Raw genomic sequence first — 21,572 nt, forward strand, 5'->3', positions numbered from 1 at the left:
TCCCGGCCTTACCCTGCAAGCGCACTCGAACCGGTTGATATCCTCTTTGCCTCACAACTTCGTCAATTCTTCACGAAGGGCGCGGCCCAACTTGGCAATGGTGTAGGGTTTTTTGATATAGCACCCGACCCCGAGCCGCATCGCCTCGGTGACCCGTTCGCTTTCGGAAAAACCGCTGGTGATGATCGCCTTTTGTCCCGGCGCATGGACGATAAATTGCCGGTAGGTTTCGAGCCCGTCCATACCGTTGCCAAGGATCATATCAAGCAGCAGCAGATCAAACCGCTCGTGCCCGACCAGCGCCAAGGCCTCCGAACCGCTCCCCGCCGTGGTGACCCGATATCCCAATTCCGTCAGGATGGAGGCGGCTATTTCCCGCTGCTCCTCGACATCGTCGACCACCAAAATATGCTCCCCGCTGCCCCGATAATCTGCCAGCGAGACGGTCTGCAGGTGCTGTTGCACGATTTTCAAAGTCACCGGGAAATACAGGGTGAAGGTGGTGCCGGTCCCAACCGTGCTTTCACAGTTGATGTACCCCTGATGGTCCTTGACGGTCCCCCAGACAACAGCCATCCCCAGACCCGTGCCGCTTTTCCCCATCTTTTTGCTGGTATAAAATGGCTCGAAGATCTTGTCGATATCTTCTGTTTTAATGCCGCTGCCCTGATCCGTCACCTCAAGCACCACATATTCACCCTGGCTGATCCGTTCATAGAGCCGAAGCGAATTGTCCACATACCGGTTATCGGTCCGGAGACGAATCGTTCCTCCATGGTCCATGGATTCCGCCGCGTTGGTCACCAGATTCATAATCGTTTTGGCAAGGTGCACCGGCGACCCCAGGAGGGCAAAAAGATCCTCGGCGCATTCGGTCACCACCTCGATGCCGGGATGACGAAAATGCAACAGACTGAACTCGGGACTCCCCAGGTACTCGCTGATCAGGGTGTTGAGATTGACCGGTTCCTTGACCGCCACTCCCCGCCTTGCCAAGGTAAGCAGGTCTTGGACAATGGCCGAGGCCTTTTCCCCGGATTCCTTGATGGTTTGCAGGGGTTTGTACAACGGGCTGTCCTTGGGCAATTTCATCAGGAGAAGATCGGGATAGCTGACGATTCCCGAAAGGATATTATTGAGGTCGTGGGCCACGCCGCCGGCCAGGGTGCCGATCATCTCCAGCTTTTCCGCCCGGATCAGCCGATCCTCGGCCCGCTGCCGCTCAAGCACCTCTTTTTTCAGCTCTGCCCCCCGCTGTTCGATGATTTTCTCCAGATTTTCCTGGTGATGAGCAAGTGCAGCCTCGGTTTCTCTGCGGACCTGAATTTCTCCGTTCAGATCCGTCATGGTGTGGTCCAATTGTTCGATCATGGCGTTGAACGAATCGGTCAGCTCGGTGATTTCATCCGGCTTCACCGAAACGTGCGGCAAGCGCTGGCTGAGATCTCCGGCCCCGACGCTGCCGATGATCCGGAGCATGGCCTGGAGCCGGGCAACAATCAAGCGGTGAAAAAGAACAGCGAGCGCCAAAGAGACCAAAAGCAGCACCACCAGAGCGCCAGCGGTACTGAATTGCATGATCCGATCCAGGGGGCGCAGGGTATCGTCCAAGGACTGATTGATAACGAAGGCCCAATCAGTCCGCTGCAGATGCTGAAAAACCGTCAGCATTTCAGCGGATTTCATCTGATGCGTAAACATGCCGCTAGCGCCGGCTAAAATTCGGTGCAGGAACTCGGCAGAGGCAGCTTCCGATAACACGCTCTCATTATCCTGCGAACTGCCAAGAACCTGGAGATGATTATCGACGACAAAAGCATAGCCGTACTGTTTGATCTTGAAGTCCTCAAGGAACAGGGTCTTGAATATCGCGAAATCCACCACCCCGCCGAGCACGCCGACGACCTCGCCATTCACGAAAACCGGAGCGACCACGGTAAACGTCTTGTGCGTGGACAATCGACTGACGATCACATCGGAGATAACCGCTTTGCCTCTCGCTGCTTCCTGGAAATAGGGGCGGTCGGCCAAGTGCACCGGCTTTGCGGGCTGGCTGGCCTGCGGTGAGACCGCGATAATCTCCCCCAGTGGATTGGCCAGAAAAAGACTTTCGTATTGCGGATAACCCGTCTTTAAGCTGGCAAAAAGGGCCTCAGCCCCTGTGCGGGCGCTCCTGCCGTAGTAGCCCCCTTCCGTCAGGGCCTCGACCAGCACTTCCTGCCGGGACCAGGCCACAATATCGGTCACTCGCGCCTGGAGCCAGCTGTCGATCAATTTTGCGGTCAGCTGCACCTCCCTATCCAGCCGCTTGGTCAGTTCCTGGCGGATAATCGAGCGCGCATTGAGATGCTGCCCAACCAAAACCGCCAGCAACCCGAGGGCAATAATGCCCAAGGTGGGGAACAGAATTTTTTTACTGAGTCCTGATCGCATAGCCAGTTTACCTGATAACCACGTCAGCCCGTTTGATCATGCCGTACGGAATCTGGATGCCTAGCTGTTCGGCGGTTCGCAGATTCAGCTGAATGCGTCCGTGGCCGGTCGGATTGATCGCAAAATCGCCTGGTTTTTTGCCCTCGAGCAGTTCCCGGGCGATCTGTCCGGCGGCTCGCCCCTGTTCCCTCATGGAAACGCTCACGCCGCAAAGGATACCAGATTCGGCGGCACTGTCATAAAAACCGACCGTGGGCAGTTTGTACTGCTCGTTGATCAACCGGACCAGTTCCTCTTCGGGAACCTTGGCCGGGTTGGCAGCGCTGCGGGCGATGGTGCGGATCACATAAAGACCAACAGCATCTATCTGGGAATGATACTGTTCGAGTACCGCCTTCCAGGCCTCCAAGGTGAGCGGCTGCTCGTAGGCTACCACGGTAACCGGTAAGTTGAGCGTCTTGCAGTAGGCAATCAGGGGGTCGGAGCTCTCCGACTTATCGGCCAGGAGCAGCAGGCGCTTGACCTCCGGCCGGATTTTCTGCAGCAACTCGATACTCTCGACCACGTTAGGCCGCTCGAGCACACCGGTGACATTGGCCGCCGGAAAGCCGTACTGTGCCGGTTCACCGTTGACGCCACTGAAAACGAAGTAAGGGGGCGAGGGTTCGCCGGCATAGTCCTTGGCAAAGTATTGCTGGGCATTGTCGTCCAGGCTGATCACCACCTGAGGCCGGTATTCAGCGACGATCCGCTTGGCCTCTTGTCCCGCAGCCCGCTTCCACTGCTCGATGTTGTTCCTCTTGGTGTCCATGTAAAAGGAGCGAAGTTGACAATGGGCTCCGGTCAGAGCCTCCTCTATCCCCTTGGTCATTTCAACCACATGTTCCCACTGGTCTTCATGATAACTGTGGACGACCAAAATCTTTGGGGCCGCGGCATGGGAAGGAGAGAGAAACAGAAAAATAAGGATCAACAGAGGGAGGAGAACAAGGTGCAGTGTCCGGTTTCCGACGTTGTGCATGGCGTTCCTCGGGTTATGTCCGGGCTCGGTACAGGGAATCTTCACCTTTTATGCTCGCACAGAAACCTCATCATTGCAACCCCCCCCAGGGAAGAATAAAACGCTTCGTCTCTTTATCACGACGACTGCCTGGAAGAAGCAATACCTGCTTTTCTGCCTTGGCTGCAAGAAAAAGACTTTCTTTGTCCCCTCTTTTTTTCTATTCTGCACGCGTAGTAACTATTCTCATATTCTTAGATTGTTATGTTCCTTCGTCAGCTGTCTCCTTTAGCCTTGGAGTGCCCCCCTTGAAACCGACAGACATCGAGGATCCGGAATACTTTCACCAGGTGATCGACTGCCAGTTCGCCTGCCCGGCCCACACTGCGGTGCCGGAATATATCCGCCTGATCAGCGAAAAACGCTACACCGACGCCTATATGCTCAACTGGGTTTCCAACGTCTTCCCCGGTGTGTTGGGCCGGGTCTGCGACCGTCCCTGCGAACCGGCCTGCCGCCGTGGCCGGGTGGAAAAGGAGCCGGTGGCCATCTGCCGCCTGAAACGGGTCTGCGCCGACAACCGCGATGATGTGACGAGCCTCTTCCCCCCCATCCCCCGCCAAAAAAACGGCAAAAAAATCGCGCTGATCGGCGGTGGCCCGGCCGCCCTGACCGTGGCCCGGGACCTAATGCCGCTCGGCTACGAGATCGATCTCTATGACGACCAGGAAAAAGGGGGCGGCTTCATGCGCAGTCAACTGCCCTCGTTTCGCCTGCCGGAGTCGGTGTTGGCCACTGAGGTCAACTATATCCTCGACATGGGGGTGACCACCCATTTCAATCATCGGGTCGAAAGCATGAAGGCCATGCTGACCAAAGGCTACGACGCCCTCTTTGTCGGCACCGGCGCCCCGCGCGGCCGCGACCTGCCCGACCTGCCGGGCCGCAACGAAGGGGGACCATGGATTCATGTCGGCATCGACTGGCTGGCCGGGGTGGTCTTCGGCCATGTCTCCAAAATCGGCAAACGGGTGCTGGTGCTCGGCGGCGGCAATACGGCCATGGACTGCTGCCGCACCGCCCGGCGTCTTGGCGGCGAGGAGGTGCGCGTCGTGGTGCGCAGCCCGCGATCCGAGATGAAGGCCTCCTCCTGGGAGGTCGAAGAGGCCCTGCACGAAGATATTCCCATTATCGACAACCATGTCCCCCTGGAATTTGTCATCGAGAAGGGCACCTTGACTGGCATGCGTTTTGACAGGGTCCGGGCCGTACAGGACGCCGCTGGTAAACGCCGCCTGGAGTCAACCGGTGAGCCGCCGGTGTTCATGGCCTGCGACGAGGTCCTGCTCGCGGTCGGCCAGATGAATGCCTTCCCCTGGATCGAACCGGATGCCGGCATTCACTTTGATGCCCAGGGCTTGCCGGTGCTCGATCCGCACACCCTGCAATCCTCCCTGTCCCAGGTCTTTTTCGGTGGTGACGCCGCCTTTGGCCCGCGCAACATCATTACCGCCGTGGCCCACGGTCACGAAGCTGCCATCTCGATCGACCTCTTCTGCCAGGGCACATCTCTGCACGAGCGGCCCGCGCCCCAAGTGAATCTGGCCGGCCAGAAAATGGGCGTGCACGATTGGCTCTACCATAACCAGATAGCGGAAACCGAGCGGCAGGCCGTGCCCATGCTCGCCAAGGCCAAAACTCTGAAGGATCGGTTGCTCGAAGTCGAACTCGGGTTTGACCAGCAGGTGGGCCAGACGGAATCGCTGCGCTGCCTCAACTGCGATGTGCAGACGGTCTTTCGCGCCGATCTGTGCATCGAGTGCGATGCCTGTGTCGACGCCTGCCCGGAGAGCTGCATCAATTTTATCGACAATGGCACGGAGGAGGAGTTACGCACCCGGCTCAAGGCCCCGGCCACGAACCTTGGGCAGAGCCTCTATGTCTCCGGGCCGCTCCCCACCGGCCGGGTGATGGTCAAGGACGAGAACGTCTGCCTGCACTGCTCCATCTGTGCCGAGCGCTGTCCGACCTCGGCCTGGGAGATGCAGAAATTTCTTTATCATTCAGCACAGGCAGGACAACCATGAAGCAACTGGAAGGCGTCAACGATTTTGTCATCCGTTTTGCCAACGTCAACGGCTCCGGCTCGGCCAGCGCCAACAACCTCTTTGCCAAGGCGGTGTTCCGCATGGGCGTGCCAGTCAGCCCGAAGAACATTTTCCCCTCCAATATCCAGGGGCTGCCGACCTGGTATGAGGTGCGGGTCAACGAACAGGGTCATGTGGGGCGGCGGGGCGATGTCGATATGGTGGTGGCGGTGAACGGCCAGACCCTGCGTCAGGACTACGACAGTCTCGTTCCCGGCGGCTATTTTGTCTACGATTCCTCCAAGCCCCTGCCCGCGACCTTTCAGCGCGACGATGTCACGGTCATCGGCATCCCCATGACGCTGCTCTGCAACGAGGCCTTTGACAACCCGAAGATGCGGCCTCTGCTGAAAAACATCATCTATGTCGGGGCCATGGCCTCGCTGCTCGATATGGAATTGCAGGTCCTGGTCGATTCCCTGCGCAAACAGTTCCGAAAAAATCCTAAATTGGCCGAACCCAACATCCAGGCCCTGGAATTGGGCTTCACCTACGCGCAGGAGCATTTCCCGGGAACCTGCCGCCTTTCGGTGCGCCGGAGCGACCGCGTCGGCGACGGCATCATCATGGACGGCAACACCGCCGTGGCCCTGGGCGCCCTCTATGCTGGAGCAACCGTGGTTGGCTGGTATCCGATCACCCCTTCCACCTCGATCATCGAAGCTTTTGGCCGCTATGCCGAAAAATTCCGCATCGAGACGGCAACCGGCCGGATCAAGGCGGCCATTGTCCAGGCCGAGGACGAACTGGCCGCCATCGGCATCGTTATCGGCGCCTCCTGGAACGGGGCCCGCGCCTTCACTGCCACCTCAGGCCCGGGCATCTCGCTGATGGCCGAGTTTCTCGGCCTGGCCTATTTTGCCGAGATTCCGGCGGTGCTGATCGATGTCCAGCGCACTGGTCCATCGACCGGCATGCCCACGCGCACCCAACAATCGGACCTGCTGGCCTGCGCCTATGCCTCCCACGGCGACACCAAAAATCCGCTGCTCTTTCCCTGCGATCCCAAGGAATGCTTCGAGATGACCGCCGACGCCTTTGACCTGGCGGAACGGCTGCAAACGCCGATCATGGTGATGAGCGATCTCGATCTGGGCATGAACGATCACTTCAGCCCGCCGCTCAGCTGGGACCCGCAGCGCACCTATGACCGGGGCAAAGTCCTGGACGCCGCCCAACTCGATGCCCTGACTACCACCTGGGGCCGTTATCGCGACATCGACGGCGACGGCATCTGTTTCCGCACCTATCCCGGCACTCATCCTAGCAAGGGCGTCTACTTTACCCGGGGCACCTCCCGCGACGAGTATTCGGCCTACACCGAGGACAGCCCCACCTATGTCCGCAACATGGAACGCCTGCAATTGAAATGGGAGACCGCCAAACGGCTGCTGCCGCTGGCCCGGATCAAGTTCACCAATGCCCAGGCCCGGCTGGGGGTTGTGTTCTACGGCAGCACCACGCCTGCCGCCTACGAGGCCATCGACATACTGCGCATCCGGGGCATCGCCGTCAACAGCATGCGCATCCGGGCCTTCCCCTTCCAGCAGGAGGTGATAGACTTCATCGATGCCCACGATTTGGTGTTCATCATCGAACAGAATCGGGACGGCCAGATGCGTACGCTGCTGATCAACGAGGGCAACCTGCCGCCGCACAAACTGATCCCGATCACCAGTTACGACGGTTTGCCGGTGGCCAGCCGCTTTCTCACTCAGGCCCTGGAGGACGCTCTGGCGGAACGCGGGGTTATTCTGCAGCAGCTCGTCTCCGGCCAAGGAGGTGCCCAATGACCTTTTCCCGCCCGACCTTTCGCCACCCCGAACTGCCGCCCAATGCCGCCGGTTACAGCCGCCGCGATTACGAGGGCGGGATCTCGACCCTCTGCGCCGGCTGCGGTCACGATTCGATCTTCAACGCCATCATCCAGGCCTGCTTTGAGCTGGCCCTGCCGCCGCACCGGATCGTCAAGATGTCCGGCATCGGCTGCTCATCCAAGACTCCGGCCTATTTCCTCGGCAAATCGCATGGCTTCAACTCGGTGCACGGCCGCATGCCCTCTATCGCCACCGGGGCCAACATGGCCAACCGCGACCTGATCTACCTGGGCGTCTCCGGCGACGGCGACACCGCCTCCATCGGCATGGGCCAGTTTATCCATGCAGTCCGCCGCAACCTGCACATGCTCTACATCGTCATGAACAATGGCTGTTACGGCCTGACCAAGGGTCAGTACTCGGCCACCGCCGACAAGGGCTCCAGGAGCAAAAAGGGCGGAGTCAACGCATTGGAATCCATCGATCTCTGCGAGTTAGCCATCCAGCTGGGAGCCGGTTTTGTCGCCCGCAGCTTCTCCGGCGACAAACAGCAATTGGTCCCGTTGATCAAGGCCGGGTTGTCGCACAACGGGCTCTCCTTTATCGATGTCATCTCGCCCTGCGTCACCTTCAACAACAATCCGGAATCGACCAAAAGCTACCACTGGGTGCGCGAGCACAGCGAAGCCACCAACACCTTCGACTTCGTTCCCTTCCGCCAGACCATCACCGCCGAGTACCCGGATGACGCCATCCAGGATGTGACCCTGCACGACAATTCCATCATCCATCTGCATAAACACCACGATGCCCCGGATATTACCGACCGACGCCAGGCCATCGATAATCTGGAGGATCACAAGGCCCAAGAAATGATCCTGACCGGGGTGCTCTATGTTAATCCCGAATCAACCGATACCCACGAGATCCTCAATACCTGCGAGCGGCCGCTCAACAGCCTTGGCGAGGAGGATTTGTGTCCGGGGAGTGAGGCGTTGGAGGCGATTAACGGGGGGCATCGGTGAATCTATTAGGAACCCAGCAAAAGAAGAGCGTATCTATCAAATTCCGTCTATCCAAGGGTTAGCGCTCCATCCTATCTGATTCCAATTCTTTAATATATACTTGTAAAAGGAGGCCCAATTCATGTCCGTTTTACCGAGGTCCGAAATTAAAGAAGTACTGCGAGCCCTCACACTGGACGTTGATGAATACTTCGCCTCCGTTGAAAACGTATTCAAGCAAGATGGCAAATCGCGCTACACCTCCAGTTACGAGCCCGCCAATCACTTTTGGGACCAACTTCCTCCAGAATTGCAGGAAACTGCACGTGTGATTATCAACCAACTTCTCCCAATTTGTGCCACACTCGCCGACCAAGCAGGTTCGTCTCCGCTTACCGGAACGGAAGACTTGCAGGATATAAAAATAGCGACCAAAACTATGCGGACTGCCTTGAGGCTCCGAAAATATAGCTACCGTGAGCCAGATGCAATACATGATGAAGGTGCTATTTTAGGATTTCGACCAGCGGACCAGTCTGAAAACTACGCTCTTTTTCCAATTGCAGCTAAACGCGAGTTCGAAGAGCATCTGTCAAGACTTGGAGGGGTTCTTAAGCTTATCGAAGCCACTGCGTCCGCAAATCCAGGGGTTTCTTTGAGTGTTGCTGTTACTGAACCAGCTAAGTACCTAACAGGGACGGCCTTCATAATGATGTGGATGGACCCGCAGCATCCCGAGCTTAGCGATGTAGCTGATGCCGTTAGGTCTGTCTTTCGGTCATTTGAAGTACGAGCAGTACGTGCAGACGATATTGAGCACGAAGGTCTTATCACCGAACGAATACTAAACGAAATTAGAACCTCAGAGTTTCTATTTGCCGATCTAACTGGCATGCGTCCCAACGTATACTACGAAATAGGCTATGCGCACGCTCTTGGAAAACGGGTAATTCTCTTTCGTAAGTCAGGCACTGGCTTGCATTTCGATCTGGCTGGCTACAACTGCCCAGAATATGAAAACCTGAGAGATCTACGGGAGAAGCTCAGCAAACGACTTGTCAGCTTAACAAATCGAAATCCTAATGAAAAAAATGATATATAACGTGTGAATCCCTGAAATATTTCGGTAAAAAAATCGCCAACCAACCATTAAACCTAACCGGAATAAAGCGTGTTCTTAAAGAGGACAGCGAGTAGCCCGGATGAAGCTAGGACTTCGCCATGACCACGAACACCCGACCCCATCAAATGATGCCAGATACCCAAAACCAGTGGCCGAACCGCTCGTCAAAATGCTTACCCGCGCTGCGCGGCAAACTCCTCACCCACTGCGCCCTGCTGCTCTTGCTTGGCCTCACCGCTTGCGCGGAGCAATCAACTCGAATTGCTCAACCACCCATTGCCAACGCGCAAACGAGCCGGTCAGCGAACAGCGACCCCTCGGATACGTCTCCGCGTAAAAGTGTCGGCACCTACCATGCCAAGCAAATTACCGGCGATTTTGCCGGCTATGCCAGCCTGGAGCAATTCGTCGACCAGATGGTGCAGAAACATGGTTTTGAACGCGAATACTTGATGGGCCTGTTTTCCCAAGCCCACCGCAAAAACTGGACCCTCGACTATCTCGCCAAGTCGGATCAGGGATTAAAAGGCAAGCCCGCCGCTGGGGGATGGGCACGGTACCGGGCACAATTTCTCGACGAGCGCCACATTAGCGCCGGCGTTGATTTTGCCCACCGCCATCGGGCCGCACTCCAACGCGCCACGCAACAATACGGCGTGCCGGAAGAATACATTCTCGGCATTCTGGCGGTTGAAACCACCTTCGGCGGCAACGTCGGCAATCACCGCGTGCTCGATGCCTTGACCACCTTGGGGTTTGATTACGCCCGGCGCGGCGAGTACTTTCGCGATGAGCTGGAAAAATATCTCCTGATGGCGAGGAGTGAGGGCATGGACCCGGCTAAACCTGTGGGTTCGTTTGCAGGGGCCATGGGACTGGGGCAATTCATGCCCAGCAGTTTTCTGCAATGGGCAGTCGATTTTAACGGTGATGGCCGTCGGGATCTGTGGGACGCGGAAGATGCCATCGGCAGCGTCGCCAACTACTTTGCCCACCACGGCTGGCAAGCCGGTCACCCCGTGATCACGCCCTTGCAGGCGAATGGCACAGTCGCTTTGGAGCCAGGCATAGAACCAAAGTATACCCTCACCGCCTTGCAGCAAGCCGGTTTGCAGCCGGCGCGCCCGTGCAGCGGCGAAGGATCTCTGTGCTTATTGCTGCTCCGCCACCAAAACAACGATCAATACCTGATCGGTCACCCCAATTTTTACACCATCACCCGCTATAACCACAGCACCTACTATGCTATGGCAGTCCACGAACTGGCGGTATCGATCAAACGCAGGCTGTAATGACGGTGGGAACCGCCCGGTCATGGCCTAGAAAAGCCCCTGCTGCGCACGCAAGGACCAAGAGGCAAGTGACCTCGAGCAGAAGAAAGAGCAACAGCTTCGGATGACCATCAAAACCGCCCCGCGCCCTCTCGTCTCCTGCATCATGCCCACCTGGAATCGGCGGCGATTTGTCCCCCAGGCAATCAAGTACTTCCTGCGTCAGGACTATGCCCCCAAGGAACTGATCATCATTGATGATGGCACAGATCCAATCAGCGATTTACTACCCATGGATGCTCGCATCCGCTCTGTCCGGCTGGAGCATAAAGTAACGGTTGGCGCGAAGCGTAATCTGGCCTGCGAGCAGGCGAGAGGCGAGATCATTGTCCATTGGGACGATGATGACTGGATGGCGGATTGGCGCTTGAGTTATCAGGTCAGCGCGCTTCTGCACGACCAGATCGATATATGCGGCCTGAATCGTGTGGCCTTCTTCGATCCGGTTGCCGGCGCAGCATGGGAGTATGTGTTTCCGGGCACGATCAAGCCATGGGTCTATGGCGCGACGCTCTGCTACACCCGCGCTTTTTGGCGCAACAATCCTTTTCCGTCCATCGATACTGGAGAAGATACCCGTTTCGTCTGGAACGACCCAGAGGCCAAAATCGTAGCGCTACCTGACAACAGCTGGCTCGCTTCATTGGTTCATCCAGGCAACACCAGCAGCAAGCGGACCGACGAAAAAAGTTGGACAAAATATCCTCTGGCAAAAATCCGCGCACGCATCGGGACGGATTGGGAGTTTTACGAAGGCGGGTAGGTCGAAGGATGGGGGAAACAGCAGATGCGCCTTAACCCGGCCTGCCTACCGACCACGGCAGGCTGAACCCACCGTAGTCGTGACAGTTGCATGAAGATAGAAGCAGGGGGGCTTGTGTTGACCGCATGCCGGAACGACCTCTTCTGGCGCTCGTTAAACCGGCAGGGCTGGGCTCCGGTTATCTTCCGTACAGATTTTGTTGCATTGGACCTTCAGTCTTGATTTGCGATGACGGTGCAATCTTGCCTTGAACCGATGTCTTTGTCTGTGTGGAGAATTTCATCTGTTCGGATGCCACACTATCCTTGTCCTGACGGGAATAGGCAGTGGGCGGGCTCTCCATTCTTTTATTGTCCGCTAAAGCGTCGCCCACCGGCACCCCCAGAGAGACCCCCAGCGAGGCTGCCAAGGCCGCAACGGTAAGGGTTTTACTCAGGGAACGATCAGACGATTTTTGGTCATCGTGGGGCTGTTGTTGCGATGTTGACTCCATGGTCATCTCCTCCTTCATAGTATGCCGCCCACTCCCGGACGGCCTTGATGTGCATTGCCATTTTTTCGTCGATCTCCTCGGGGACGGGAAGATTCGAGCGACTGCAATAGTCGGCCACCGCCCGATCCATGTCAACCCAGGCGGCCTCTGGTCCATCCGCGCCGTCGGCGACAGCGCGGACAGCAGCGAGGACGGTCTCGGATTGGGAAGGTGCAAGCTCCTGTTCCTTCAGTGTCTCCATCAAATGCCACAGGAGATCCAGGTAGCGGTCTGCGGCGCGCATAAAAGGAAGGGCTCCTTGCTCTTCCAGGTACTGAGTGACGGTGCCGTTTTCGTGCAACACCCCTTGGCACCCTTCCTCAAGTGGTATCTGAGCAAAGGTTTCCACGCCTAAATAATCGACAAAACGCCCTAACGGATAGAGGCGGCAGACCAAGGGCCGGTCGGGGTGGACGGCGCACCCTTCGGCATCAAGAAAAACGCAGGTGCCCTCAGTATTGGTTTGCAGGATCGTCCCGCCGGTTGTGTATTGCCCGATGAATGCGGTGGTTGTCATGTCCCGATTGTCGGCCAAGCGGGCTATCTCATAGGGATTGAGCTGGATTTTCTTGAACCGGCAACAGCCCAGACAACGGCTGCAGGCAAAACCAAACGGGGATTGGCGGGTTAACCCGGTCTTGCAGAAAGAATTTCTCATAGGGGTTCTTGGCTCTCCTAGTCGATCAGCGCGGCACCATTCTGGTCTCGCTGAACGATTCCGCCCTATTTTATCGATATTAAAAATTTTATACAGGCCGGAATTATCCGGTCAAGCCTTTTCTCCGATGAAATGCCGACTATCCCGAGAGATTGGGAAGGCCGCGCAGCCATTAAGAAAGGTTAGCCAGGGGGAATATAAATTCTCTAACCAGCACTCAGCCGGCCAGGAGGATTCGCGCGAGTCCGGGAGAGTTGATCAACCGCCCGCCCGTTTGACCGTGTAGCCGAGCTGCTGCAGGGTTGCCACCAAAAGATCGCGGTGATCGCCCTGAATTTCAATGACGCCGTCTTTGACGGTGCCACCGGTGCCACACTTCTTTTTCAATTGGCTGCCCAGTTCTCTGAGTTCCTCCGGACCCAGCGCGAGGCCGGTGATCATCGTCACCCCGCTGCCCTTGCGGCCTTTAGTCTCGCGGCCAACCCGGACAATACCGTCACTTTTGGGGGCGGGTGATTTTGCCTTGCAGGTGCAGGCTGCGACCGGTCGGACGCAGCTGGGGCAGATCCGGCCGTGTTCGGTGGAATAAACCAAGCCGGATGGTTTCTTTTTGACCACCATCTCAGCCTTTCCCCTGTTCATCTGATAGGGACCATCGGAGTTCCTGACCTGCCAGGAAGGGCCGCACCGATCCATACAAATCGGGAACCAGCCACGCTTCACGCCGGAGTTCCACGGTCTTTGCCGGTGGCGCAATCCGGTAGAACCGCTGGGCATTGCCGGAAATGAATGCAGGCAATCGCTCCAGACACTCCGCCTCTTCAAAAAGCTGCACCAGCATGGGCAGGGCCACCGGCGCGGAGAAGACCCCAGCGGCGCAGCCGCAGCATTCCTTCTTATGGCGAGGATGCGGGGCCGAATCCGAGCCGAACAGCAGTCGGGAGTGGCCACCGAACACCGCCCTCCGCAGAGCTTCCCGGTCGCGCGGCGTCTTAGCGATCGGCTTGCAGAACAGATCCGGTCGCAGGAGCCCGCCCGCGACATCGCCCAGGGTTATCATCAGGTGATGGAGGGTGACGGTGGCCGCGACATTGTCAAACTTCTCCAGAAACTCGACCGCCGCAGCTGTGGTGATGTGCTCCATGACCATCCGCAGCCGGGGGAAGGTCTCGGCCAGCCATTGGTAGACAGGCAGAAACTCCCGCTCCCGATCCATGACAAAACCGCTGGTCTCGCCGTGCACCAACAGCGGGATATCCAACTCCTCCAACAGAGCCACGGTTGCCCCGATCCGGTCGAAGTCGCGCACCCCGGCCTCACTCTGGGTGGTGATCCCGGCCGGATAGAGCTTGAGCCCGATGATCTCGTCCTTGGCGGCAATCAATTCCTCACGGCTGTACTCGCGAAAGAAAAGGGTCATGTACGGCGTGAAGGTCTCCGCACCGCAGGCATGGTGGATGGCGGCGCGGTAGGCCCGCAATCGGGCCAGGGTATCCACCGGCTCGATCAGGTTGGGCATAACCACCCCGCCGGCGAACTGGACGGCGCTGAAGGGGGCGACCAGGTGCAGCATTTCCTGCTCGCGCAGGTGCAGGTGCATGTCCAAGGGGGCATCAAGCAACAGGTTCATCGATCTGAATGGGGGTTGAGGTTGATTGGCCGCTCAAAAAACAGGGGTTATTTTTTGGGCGGCAGGACATCGGTGATCGAGCCGTCGACCATCTCGGCGGCAAAGGCAAAGGTTTCGGCGAGCGTTGGATGGGCATGCACGGTTTTGCTGATGTCCTCGGCATTGGCGCCCATCTCCAGGGCAAGCACCGCCTCGTGGATCAGTTCGCCGGCATTGAGCCCGCAGATGCCGGCACCGAGGATGCGGCCGGTGACCTCATCAAACAGCACCTTGCTGACACCGTTGCTCGCGCCGCTGCTCAAGGCACGGCCACTGGCACCCCAGGGAAATTTGCCTTTTTTAAAAGAAAGCCCCTGCTGTTCGGCCTCCTTCTCGGTCAACCCCATCCAGGCGACCTCCGGAGAAGTATAGGCCACCGAAGGGATGGTCATCGGGGTGAAGGCCGACTTGTGGCCGGCAATTACCTCAGCCGCCACCTTTCCCTGATGCGAGGCCTTGTGGGCCAGCATCGGTTCGCCGACCACATCGCCGATGGCATAGAAATGGGGCACCGCGGTCTGCTGGCGCTCATTGACCGGAAGAAAGCCGTGCCCGTCAAGCGCCAAACCGATCGTCTCCAGCCCGAAACCTGCGGTGTTGGGCCGCCGCCCCACCGCCACCAGGACGGCGTCGAAGCTCTCGGTCGTTGCTATCTTGCCCTCAAGGATAACCTCAATGCCAGCCGGTCCATCGGTGATCCCGGCCACTCTGGTCTCGGTGTAAATTCGATATTTCTTCTTCAGCTTCAGAAAGAGCGGCTGGACCAGATCGCGGTCCGCGGGCGGGATAATTTGCGGCAGCATCTCGACGATGGTGATCTCGGCACCGAGCGCGCTGTAGACCTGGGCCATCTCCAGACCGATGATGCCGCCGCCGATGACCAGCAGCCGCTTTGGCACCGTGGTCAGGGCCAGGGCATCGGTGGAATCCCAGATGCGGGGGTCGTCCGGACATCCGGGCAAGACAAAGGGATGCGAGCCGGTGGCGATGATCGCGTCGGTGAAGCTGACCCTGGTGTCGCCGTCCTTGCCGCTGACCAGTAGGGTCTTCTGATCGACAAAGGTGCCATGGCCGGTGAGCCGGGTGATCTTACGGGCCTTGCACAAACCATCCAGACCGTTGGTCAGTTGGGTGACAATCTTGGCTTTATGACTGCGCAGGGCCTCGATGTCGATCTGAGGCGTGCCAAAACTCACCCCAAATTCGCTCGCCGCTTGTGCCTCTTCGATCACGAAGGCTGCATGCAGCAGGGTTTTCGAGGGAATACAGCCGACATTGAGGCAGACCCCGCCCAGCCGCCCGCCCTGTTCGATCAGGCAGACGTCAAGTCCCAAGTCAGCTGCGCGAAAAGCTGCCGTATAGCCGCCCGGTCCGCCGCCGAGAACAGCGACGCCGGTTGTTAGTTCATGCACCATAGAATGCCTCCTTTGAGAAAAATGAGGGGCCTTTATACCAGGGTTCGCTTCAGATCTTCAAGGTACAACCGCAGGGTCCGGCAGAACCGGGCTGCCTCGGCGCCGTCGATGATCCGGTGATCGTAGGAAACGGAAAAGGGCAGGATCAGCCGAGGGGCAAAGGCCTGGCCATCCCACACCGGCTTGGTAACCGATTGGGACAACCCGAGGATGGCTGCCTGCGGCGCGCTCACCAGGGGGGTAAAGCCGGTGCCGCCAATACCGCCGAGGCTGGAGAGGGTAAACGAAACCCCCTGCGACTCGCCGATGGTCAGCTTGCCCGCACGGGCTGCCGCACTCAGCCGGGCCAGTTCCGCGGCAATGTCGCGCAACCCCATCCGGTCGGCATGTTTGAGCACCGGCACGGTCAGCCCCTGGGGGGTATCGACCGCGATGCCGATATGGTAGTAGCGCTTGAGGATAATTTTCTCGCCGGGCACCAGGGAGCTGTTGCACAGCGGGTGGACCTGCAGCGCTGCCACCGCCGCCTTGACCGCGAAGACCAGGGGGCTATACTTCTTCCCGTCTTCCGCCTGCAGCTGCTGGCGGAACCGGTCGAGCTCGGTAATGTCGGCCTCGTCGAAATGGGTGACCAGGGGAATACCGACCCAGCTCGCGTGCAGGTGCGGCCCTGATATTTTCTGGATGCGGGTCAGCGGCAGCTCCTCGATGGGGCCATGGAGACTGAAGTCCTCCAGCGGGGCCGACAGGACGGGGCCACCGGCGGGTTGGGCCAGGGCCTGCTTGACCAGAGCCTGGACATCTTCCCTGAGAATCCGCCCCTTGGGACCGGTAGCCCGCACCTGGGCCAGATCAACCCCCAACTCGCGGGCATAGGCCCGGACCGAAGGGGTGGCATGATACGAGGGGGCCGGTGCATCCGCTTCCGTGGCCGGTTCCTGCGGCGCGGGGACCGGAGCCGGTTGCGCCTCGATGGACGGCGGCGCGGGCGTTGGGGCAACAGCTTCGGCCGGTTTCTCCGTCGACTCGGCATCTTCGCTGACCTCGATTTCGGCGATCAGGTCGCCGCCCTTGACCGTGTCCCCTTCCTTGCACTGCACCTTCTTGATAGTGCCCGCAAACGGCGAAGGAATCTCCATCACCGCCTTCTCACTCTCCAGGACGATCAAGGCCGCCTCTTGTTCGACGGTATCTCCGGGTTTGATCAACACCTCGATCACCGTGATCTTCTGGACGCCGCCGAAATCCGGGACGATTATTTTTTCCAGGCGCATGGCTGTCTCCTCCTAGCGGTTGACGGGGTGCGGGGCATCGGCATCGATCCGGTAGTGTTTGATTGCCTCCGCCACCCTGGCCCTGTCCAGTTCGCCCTGCTCGGCCAGGGCCGCCAGCGCGGCAACGACGATGTGCTGCCGATCCACCCGGAAGAAGGCGCGCAGGGACTCGCGGCTGTCGCTGCGGCCGAAACCGTCGGTACCGAGAATGGTCAGGGGATTGGGAATCAAGCGCCGGATCTGCTCGGCATAGCCGCGTACATAGTCGGTGGCGATCACCGCCGGTCCCGCAAATCCGGCCATCGCCTCGCTCAGATACGCACGCCGCGCTGGCTGATCGGGATGGAAGCGATTCCAGTCCTCAACCTCCATGCCCTCGCGGTGCAATTGGTTGATGCCGAGAATCGACCAGATATCGGCCTGCACCCCATGGTCCGCAGCCAGCAAATCGGCAGCGGCGATCACCTCCCGCAGGATGGCACCGCTCCCCAGCAGCTGCACCCGCGGTCCGCCCTCCTCCCCCTGGCGGAACAGGTACAGTCCCCGATGGATGCCCTCCTCAACCCCGGCCGGCATGGCCGGCTGCGGGTAATTCTCGTTGAGCAGGGTGATGTAGTAGTAACAGTCCTCACCTTGGCCGTACATCCGCTCCAACCCCTGCTGCACCAGCACCGCCACCTCGTAGGCAAAGGTGGGGTCAGAGGCCCGGCAGTTGGGGATGACCGAGGCCAGAAGCAGCCCCTGGCCGTCCTGATGCTGCAAGCCCTCGCCGTTGAGGGTGGTCCGACCCGAGGTGGCGCCCATGAGAAAACCCCGGGCCCGACTATCGGCGGCGGCCCACAACTGATCGCCGATCCGCTGGAAACCGAACATCGAATAAAAGGTGTAGAAGGGGATCATCGGCACGCCGTAGTTGACATGGGCGGTGCCGGCAGCCAGCCAGGAGGAGATGGACCCGGCCTCGGTGATCCCCTCCTCGAGGATCTGGCCCCTAACATCCTCCCGGTACCAGGCCAGGGCCTCGCCATCCTGCGGCTCGTACAACTGGCCCAAGGGAGCATAAATGCCCAACTGACGAAACAGCCCCTCCATACCGAAGGTACGGGCCTCGTCCGGAATAATCGGCACAATCTGCTTGCCGATCTGTTTGTCCCGGACCAGGGTGGTGAGCAGGCGGACAAAGGCCATGGTGGTGGAGATTTCCCGCTCCCCGGAGGACTCGAGCAGTCCGCTGAAGTCGGCGAGCAGCGGCGTGACCAGCGGGATATGGCGGCTGTCGCGAAAGGGCACCGGCCCGCCCATGGCCTGACGGCGATCCTTCAAAAATTTTGCCTCCGGGCTGTCCTCCGGCGGTTTGATAAAGGGCAGCGCGGCCAGTTCCTCGTCCTGCAGCGGCACATGGAAGCGATCGCGAAAGACCTTCAACGACTCCACATCCATCTTCTTGACGTTGTGAGCCACCATCACCGATTCCCCGGCCTGGCCCATGCCGAACCCCTTGATGGTCTGCACCAGGATGACCGTGGGCTGGCCCCGGTGTGTGCGGGCTGCGGCAAAGGCGGCGTAGACCTTGCGCGGATCATGGCCGCCACGGCTCATCTGCCACAATTGCGCATCGCTGATCCCCTCGACCAGCCGCACCAGGGCGGGATCGTCCCCGATGAGCTTTTCGCGCAGATAGGCCGGGCCCCGGGCATGGATGGTCTGGAATTCGCCGTCAACCATGGTGCCGAATTTCTTCAGCAGCAACCCTTCGGTATCGCGCGCTAGAATCTGGTCCCACTCGCTGCCCCAGAGGACCTTGATCACCTGCCAGCCGGCACCACGGAACTTGCCCTCCAGTTCCTGGATGATTTTACCGTTGCCGCGCACCGGTCCGTCCAGGCGCTGCAGGTTGCAGTTGACCACAAAAATGAGATTATCGAGGCCTTCGCGGGCCGCCAGCGACAACGCCCCCAAGGCCTCGGGCTCATCGGACTCGCCGTCGCCCATGAAGACCCAGATCTTACGCTCCCCGGCCGGTTTCAGGCCCCGGCTGTCCATGTAGCGCATGAACCGGGCCTGATAGATGGCCGCCATCGGTCCCAACCCCATGGAGACGGTCGGAAACTGCCAGAAATCGGGCATCAGCCAGGGATGGGGATAGGAGGAGAGACCGCGTCCATCCACCTCCTGACGAAAATGGGCCACCTGTTCCTCGCTGAGCCGTCCTTCGACAAAGGCGCGGGCATAGACGCCGGGAACGCTGTGTCCCTGGAAATAGACTAGGTCGGCGCCGTCCGGGCCATCGGGGCCACGAAAAAACCAGTTGAAACCAACCTCGTAGATGGCGGAAATCGAGGTGTAGGTGGCGATATGCCCGCCCAGGGCCTTTCCGTCCTTGTTGGCGCGGGCGACCATGGCCATGGCGTTCCAGCGGACATAGGCCGCCACGTTGCGGGCAAGCCACGATTCCTCAGGAGGGATGACCTCGCTCTGGTCGGGGAGGAGGGTGTTGCCGTAGGGGGTAAGGATGCCGGGCGAGGTGTTGACGCCCCTGCTTCTGGCGCGGTCGGTCAGGGTGCGGAGGAGATAATCCGCCTTCTCTCCGCCTTCCTGGGCAATCACCCCGTCGAGGGATTGCAGCCAGTCGTTGGTCTCTGCCGGGTCGGGATCGTTGAAATACGCACTCATCTGGCCTCCTGGAAAGAGAGAGGGGAACTCCGGGTTCTCGCCTTTTGGTGTGGCGCCGAAACGCTTCCACCCGGGCAGCTGAACCCGATATAATGCGTGAATCGGGCATTTTCCTGAACGATCCGCACGTTATCATGATATTCCGGTCCTCTGCAAGAGTTAGCGCACCCGCCTCTATCCAGGACACGATTTGCCCTGCCACTCGCACCAGCACCACGACAAAAATGTCCAAGTCGCTACCCTTTTGCCACCCCTCACCTGTCGAACTTGTTGCCAACCGACAGAACGATGGGTTGACCTGCAGACCTTCAACCGGACAACCAATTGATTTAGCAGACAAATCAATCACCTGTCGTTACTGGCCCAGGTTTTGCTTTTCCCTTATCGAGGGAACCGGCCGCATCCCGGCCTTCCCGGGTGGCACGGCAGGAGACAAACGATATGAAAGAGACATGGGAAAAGATTTTTGAATATGCCTCCATGCCGGTGCATGGCACGCTGTCGCGGAAATTACGCAACGGCGTAACTCTCCAGATCAACGAGGGCAAACGGTTTGAAAGTGCAGTGCTGTTTCTGGGCGAGAGTTTTATTCGGATCACCGAGGAAGAAGACGGCAAAATGATCAACAGTTATTACGATTGGCAAAGCATCCAGTCGATCAGGACCTACAGCCCCAAAGAGGGGCCAACGAAGTAATTTTTCAAGACGTATCAACCAGGAAAGACGAGCCGGCTCAACCGGCAACGGGCACCGGCGGTTCCCTTGATCCTCCGCCCGTGGCATCAGAACTGAAAACGATCGTTTGGGGAGCAGAAACAATGAGTGTGCAATACAGGCCGTTGGGCATGGTCAAGGAGATGTTGGAACTGATCGGGATCGAGGTGACCTATGCCTATGAAGATCTGATTTTTATCCAGCACAATCATTTTCTCCTCCAGTTCGGCAAGGTTGGGGAAATCCTCTTTTATTCTGCCAATGTTGCAACCACCGAGGACGAAGCGCAGCAACTCTTCACCGCAGTCCAGACTGCGGCAAGCGGCAAAGGCATCACCCTGCTCCGTCGCGGACCGTACCAATTGACGGCAGACGCCGATGAAAAGATGTCCCTCCATTTTCTTGACGACGCACCTCCGCAACCCGAATGAGCGCCGACTACCAACATTCCATGGAACTGCTGGCTTGCCCAAAATGCGGCTCGGCATGGTTTGTCTCCTCAAGGACCGATGAACGAATCGTTTTCCAAATGGATACCGGCCGACATCCGGTGATTGCACGGCCGGACCAGCAGGTGAAGGATGTAAACCTGATCGATCCGGATCACCTCTACTGCGGCGCCTGCACCTGGAAAGGTTCCGCCGGGGATCTAGTGGAATCGCACATGTAAGAAAACCCGCCACACGATTGCTCGAGGCTCCAAGAACTTTTAGGGAGCCAATAGCATGTCTCTCGTTGTTCCCGGAGACAACACGCACAATCTCCCCTTCCACCTCTCTTCAAAACCCGCATTTCACACCCGTAATCCACAGGCCCGCGTCTGCCCCATAACGTATGTTCAGGAAGAAGGCCGACCAGCAATCTCCGTCTTCCCTGCACCAGCATCTCCTGGCCCCACGGGTTGTTTTTTTGCGATCCCAATGCCCAGACTGTGCAAGATGGACAAACTCCATGACGTCAATCAGGGAAGCGAGTCTTGCCCTCAAAACTTCTTTCCCCCTGTCCTTCGACGGGAGCCT

General features: G+C 58.7%; 18 protein-coding genes. 9 read left to right on the forward strand and 9 right to left on the reverse strand.

Annotated features, from left to right (window positions below; translation table 11 throughout):
* Nucleotides 1–51 precede the first annotated feature (51 nt).
* The gene (locus tag ACHZCX_RS09475) at nucleotides 52–2,433 is read right to left on the reverse strand and encodes an ATP-binding protein (protein WP_319586990.1); all 2,382 of its coding nucleotides are present in this window, start codon (nucleotides 2,431–2,433) and stop codon (nucleotides 52–54) included.
* A 7-nt stretch (nucleotides 2,434–2,440) separates the two neighbouring features.
* Nucleotides 2,441–3,454 (reverse strand): ABC transporter substrate binding protein, encoded by a 1,014-nt coding sequence (locus ACHZCX_RS09480; protein ID WP_319586991.1) that lies wholly within the window; start codon nucleotides 3,452–3,454, stop codon nucleotides 2,441–2,443.
* A 287-nt stretch (nucleotides 3,455–3,741) separates the two neighbouring features.
* Here ACHZCX_RS09480 and ACHZCX_RS09485 point away from each other — a divergent pair, with 287 nt between their 5' ends.
* From ACHZCX_RS09485 to ACHZCX_RS09510, 6 genes are all read left to right on the forward strand, one after another.
* Nucleotides 3,742–5,520, forward strand: a complete 1,779-nt coding sequence (locus ACHZCX_RS09485) for an FAD-dependent oxidoreductase (RefSeq protein ID WP_394708783.1) — start codon at nucleotides 3,742–3,744, stop codon at nucleotides 5,518–5,520.
* A complete protein-coding gene (locus tag ACHZCX_RS09490; protein WP_319586993.1) occupies nucleotides 5,517–7,373 on the forward strand; it encodes a 2-oxoacid:acceptor oxidoreductase subunit alpha in 1,857 nt (618 codons plus the stop codon). Before ACHZCX_RS09485 ends, ACHZCX_RS09490 begins: the two co-directional genes overlap by 4 nt.
* Entirely contained in the window at nucleotides 7,370–8,422 is a 1,053-nt protein-coding gene (locus ACHZCX_RS09495) for a 2-oxoacid:ferredoxin oxidoreductase subunit beta (protein WP_319586994.1), read from the forward strand. Before ACHZCX_RS09490 ends, ACHZCX_RS09495 begins: the two co-directional genes overlap by 4 nt.
* Nucleotides 8,423–8,543: 121 nt before the next feature.
* Complete coding sequence (locus tag ACHZCX_RS09500) at nucleotides 8,544–9,503, forward strand: hypothetical protein (RefSeq protein WP_319586995.1); 960 nt, start codon at nucleotides 8,544–8,546, stop codon at nucleotides 9,501–9,503.
* Between the two features lie 119 nt (nucleotides 9,504–9,622).
* A complete protein-coding gene (mltB, locus tag ACHZCX_RS09505; RefSeq protein WP_319586996.1) occupies nucleotides 9,623–10,816 on the forward strand; it encodes a lytic murein transglycosylase B in 1,194 nt (397 codons plus the stop codon).
* A 103-nt stretch (nucleotides 10,817–10,919) separates the two neighbouring features.
* Nucleotides 10,920–11,618: a glycosyltransferase family A protein gene (locus tag ACHZCX_RS09510; RefSeq protein ID WP_319586997.1), complete on the forward strand. Its 699-nt coding sequence runs from the start codon at nucleotides 10,920–10,922 to the stop codon at nucleotides 11,616–11,618.
* Between the two features lie 178 nt (nucleotides 11,619–11,796).
* On the opposite strand, the gene ACHZCX_RS09515 is transcribed toward ACHZCX_RS09510, so the two are convergent.
* From ACHZCX_RS09515 to aceE, 7 genes are all read right to left on the reverse strand, one after another.
* Nucleotides 11,797–12,111 carry a hypothetical protein gene (locus ACHZCX_RS09515; RefSeq protein WP_319586998.1) on the reverse strand — a complete coding sequence of 105 codons (315 nt, stop codon included), beginning with the start codon at nucleotides 12,109–12,111 and terminating at the stop codon, nucleotides 11,797–11,799.
* Complete coding sequence (locus ACHZCX_RS09520) at nucleotides 12,077–12,808, reverse strand: YkgJ family cysteine cluster protein (protein WP_319586999.1); 732 nt, start codon at nucleotides 12,806–12,808, stop codon at nucleotides 12,077–12,079. Before ACHZCX_RS09520 ends, ACHZCX_RS09515 begins: the two co-directional genes overlap by 35 nt.
* 258 nt (nucleotides 12,809–13,066) lie before the next feature.
* On the reverse strand, nucleotides 13,067–13,450 hold the full coding sequence (locus tag ACHZCX_RS09525) for a translation initiation factor Sui1 (RefSeq protein WP_319587000.1): 384 nt from the start codon (nucleotides 13,448–13,450) through the stop codon (nucleotides 13,067–13,069).
* Nucleotides 13,431–14,438: a dihydroorotase gene (pyrC, locus tag ACHZCX_RS09530; protein ID WP_319587001.1), complete on the reverse strand. Its 1,008-nt coding sequence runs from the start codon at nucleotides 14,436–14,438 to the stop codon at nucleotides 13,431–13,433. The genes ACHZCX_RS09525 and pyrC overlap by 20 nt, the downstream gene beginning before the upstream one ends.
* A gap of 47 nt (nucleotides 14,439–14,485) precedes the next feature.
* Nucleotides 14,486–15,892 carry a dihydrolipoyl dehydrogenase gene (gene lpdA, locus ACHZCX_RS09535; RefSeq protein WP_319587002.1) on the reverse strand — a complete coding sequence of 469 codons (1,407 nt, stop codon included), beginning with the start codon at nucleotides 15,890–15,892 and terminating at the stop codon, nucleotides 14,486–14,488.
* 32 nt (nucleotides 15,893–15,924) lie between these two features.
* On the reverse strand, nucleotides 15,925–17,166 hold the full coding sequence (locus ACHZCX_RS09540) for a 2-oxo acid dehydrogenase subunit E2 (protein WP_319587003.1): 1,242 nt from the start codon (nucleotides 17,164–17,166) through the stop codon (nucleotides 15,925–15,927).
* Nucleotides 17,167–17,178: 12 nt separating this feature from the next.
* Nucleotides 17,179–19,839, reverse strand: coding sequence for a pyruvate dehydrogenase (acetyl-transferring), homodimeric type (gene aceE, locus ACHZCX_RS09545; RefSeq protein WP_319587004.1), 2,661 nt, complete (start codon nucleotides 19,837–19,839; stop codon nucleotides 17,179–17,181).
* 441 nt (nucleotides 19,840–20,280) lie between these two features.
* Here aceE and ACHZCX_RS09550 point away from each other — a divergent pair, with 441 nt between their 5' ends.
* From ACHZCX_RS09550 to ACHZCX_RS09560, 3 genes are all read left to right on the forward strand, one after another.
* Nucleotides 20,281–20,535, forward strand: coding sequence for a hypothetical protein (locus ACHZCX_RS09550; RefSeq protein ID WP_319587005.1), 255 nt, complete (start codon nucleotides 20,281–20,283; stop codon nucleotides 20,533–20,535).
* 122 nt (nucleotides 20,536–20,657) lie between these two features.
* Complete coding sequence (locus tag ACHZCX_RS09555; protein ID WP_319587006.1) at nucleotides 20,658–20,984, forward strand: hypothetical protein; 327 nt, start codon at nucleotides 20,658–20,660, stop codon at nucleotides 20,982–20,984.
* Entirely contained in the window at nucleotides 20,981–21,223 is a 243-nt protein-coding gene (locus ACHZCX_RS09560) for a hypothetical protein (protein WP_319587007.1), read from the forward strand. Before ACHZCX_RS09555 ends, ACHZCX_RS09560 begins: the two co-directional genes overlap by 4 nt.
* Nucleotides 21,224–21,572 lie beyond the last annotated feature (349 nt).

Origin of the sequence: uncultured Desulfobulbus sp., assembly GCF_963662935.2 — a bacterium.
Lineage (GTDB): Bacteria > Desulfobacterota > Desulfobulbia > Desulfobulbales > Desulfobulbaceae > Desulfobulbus.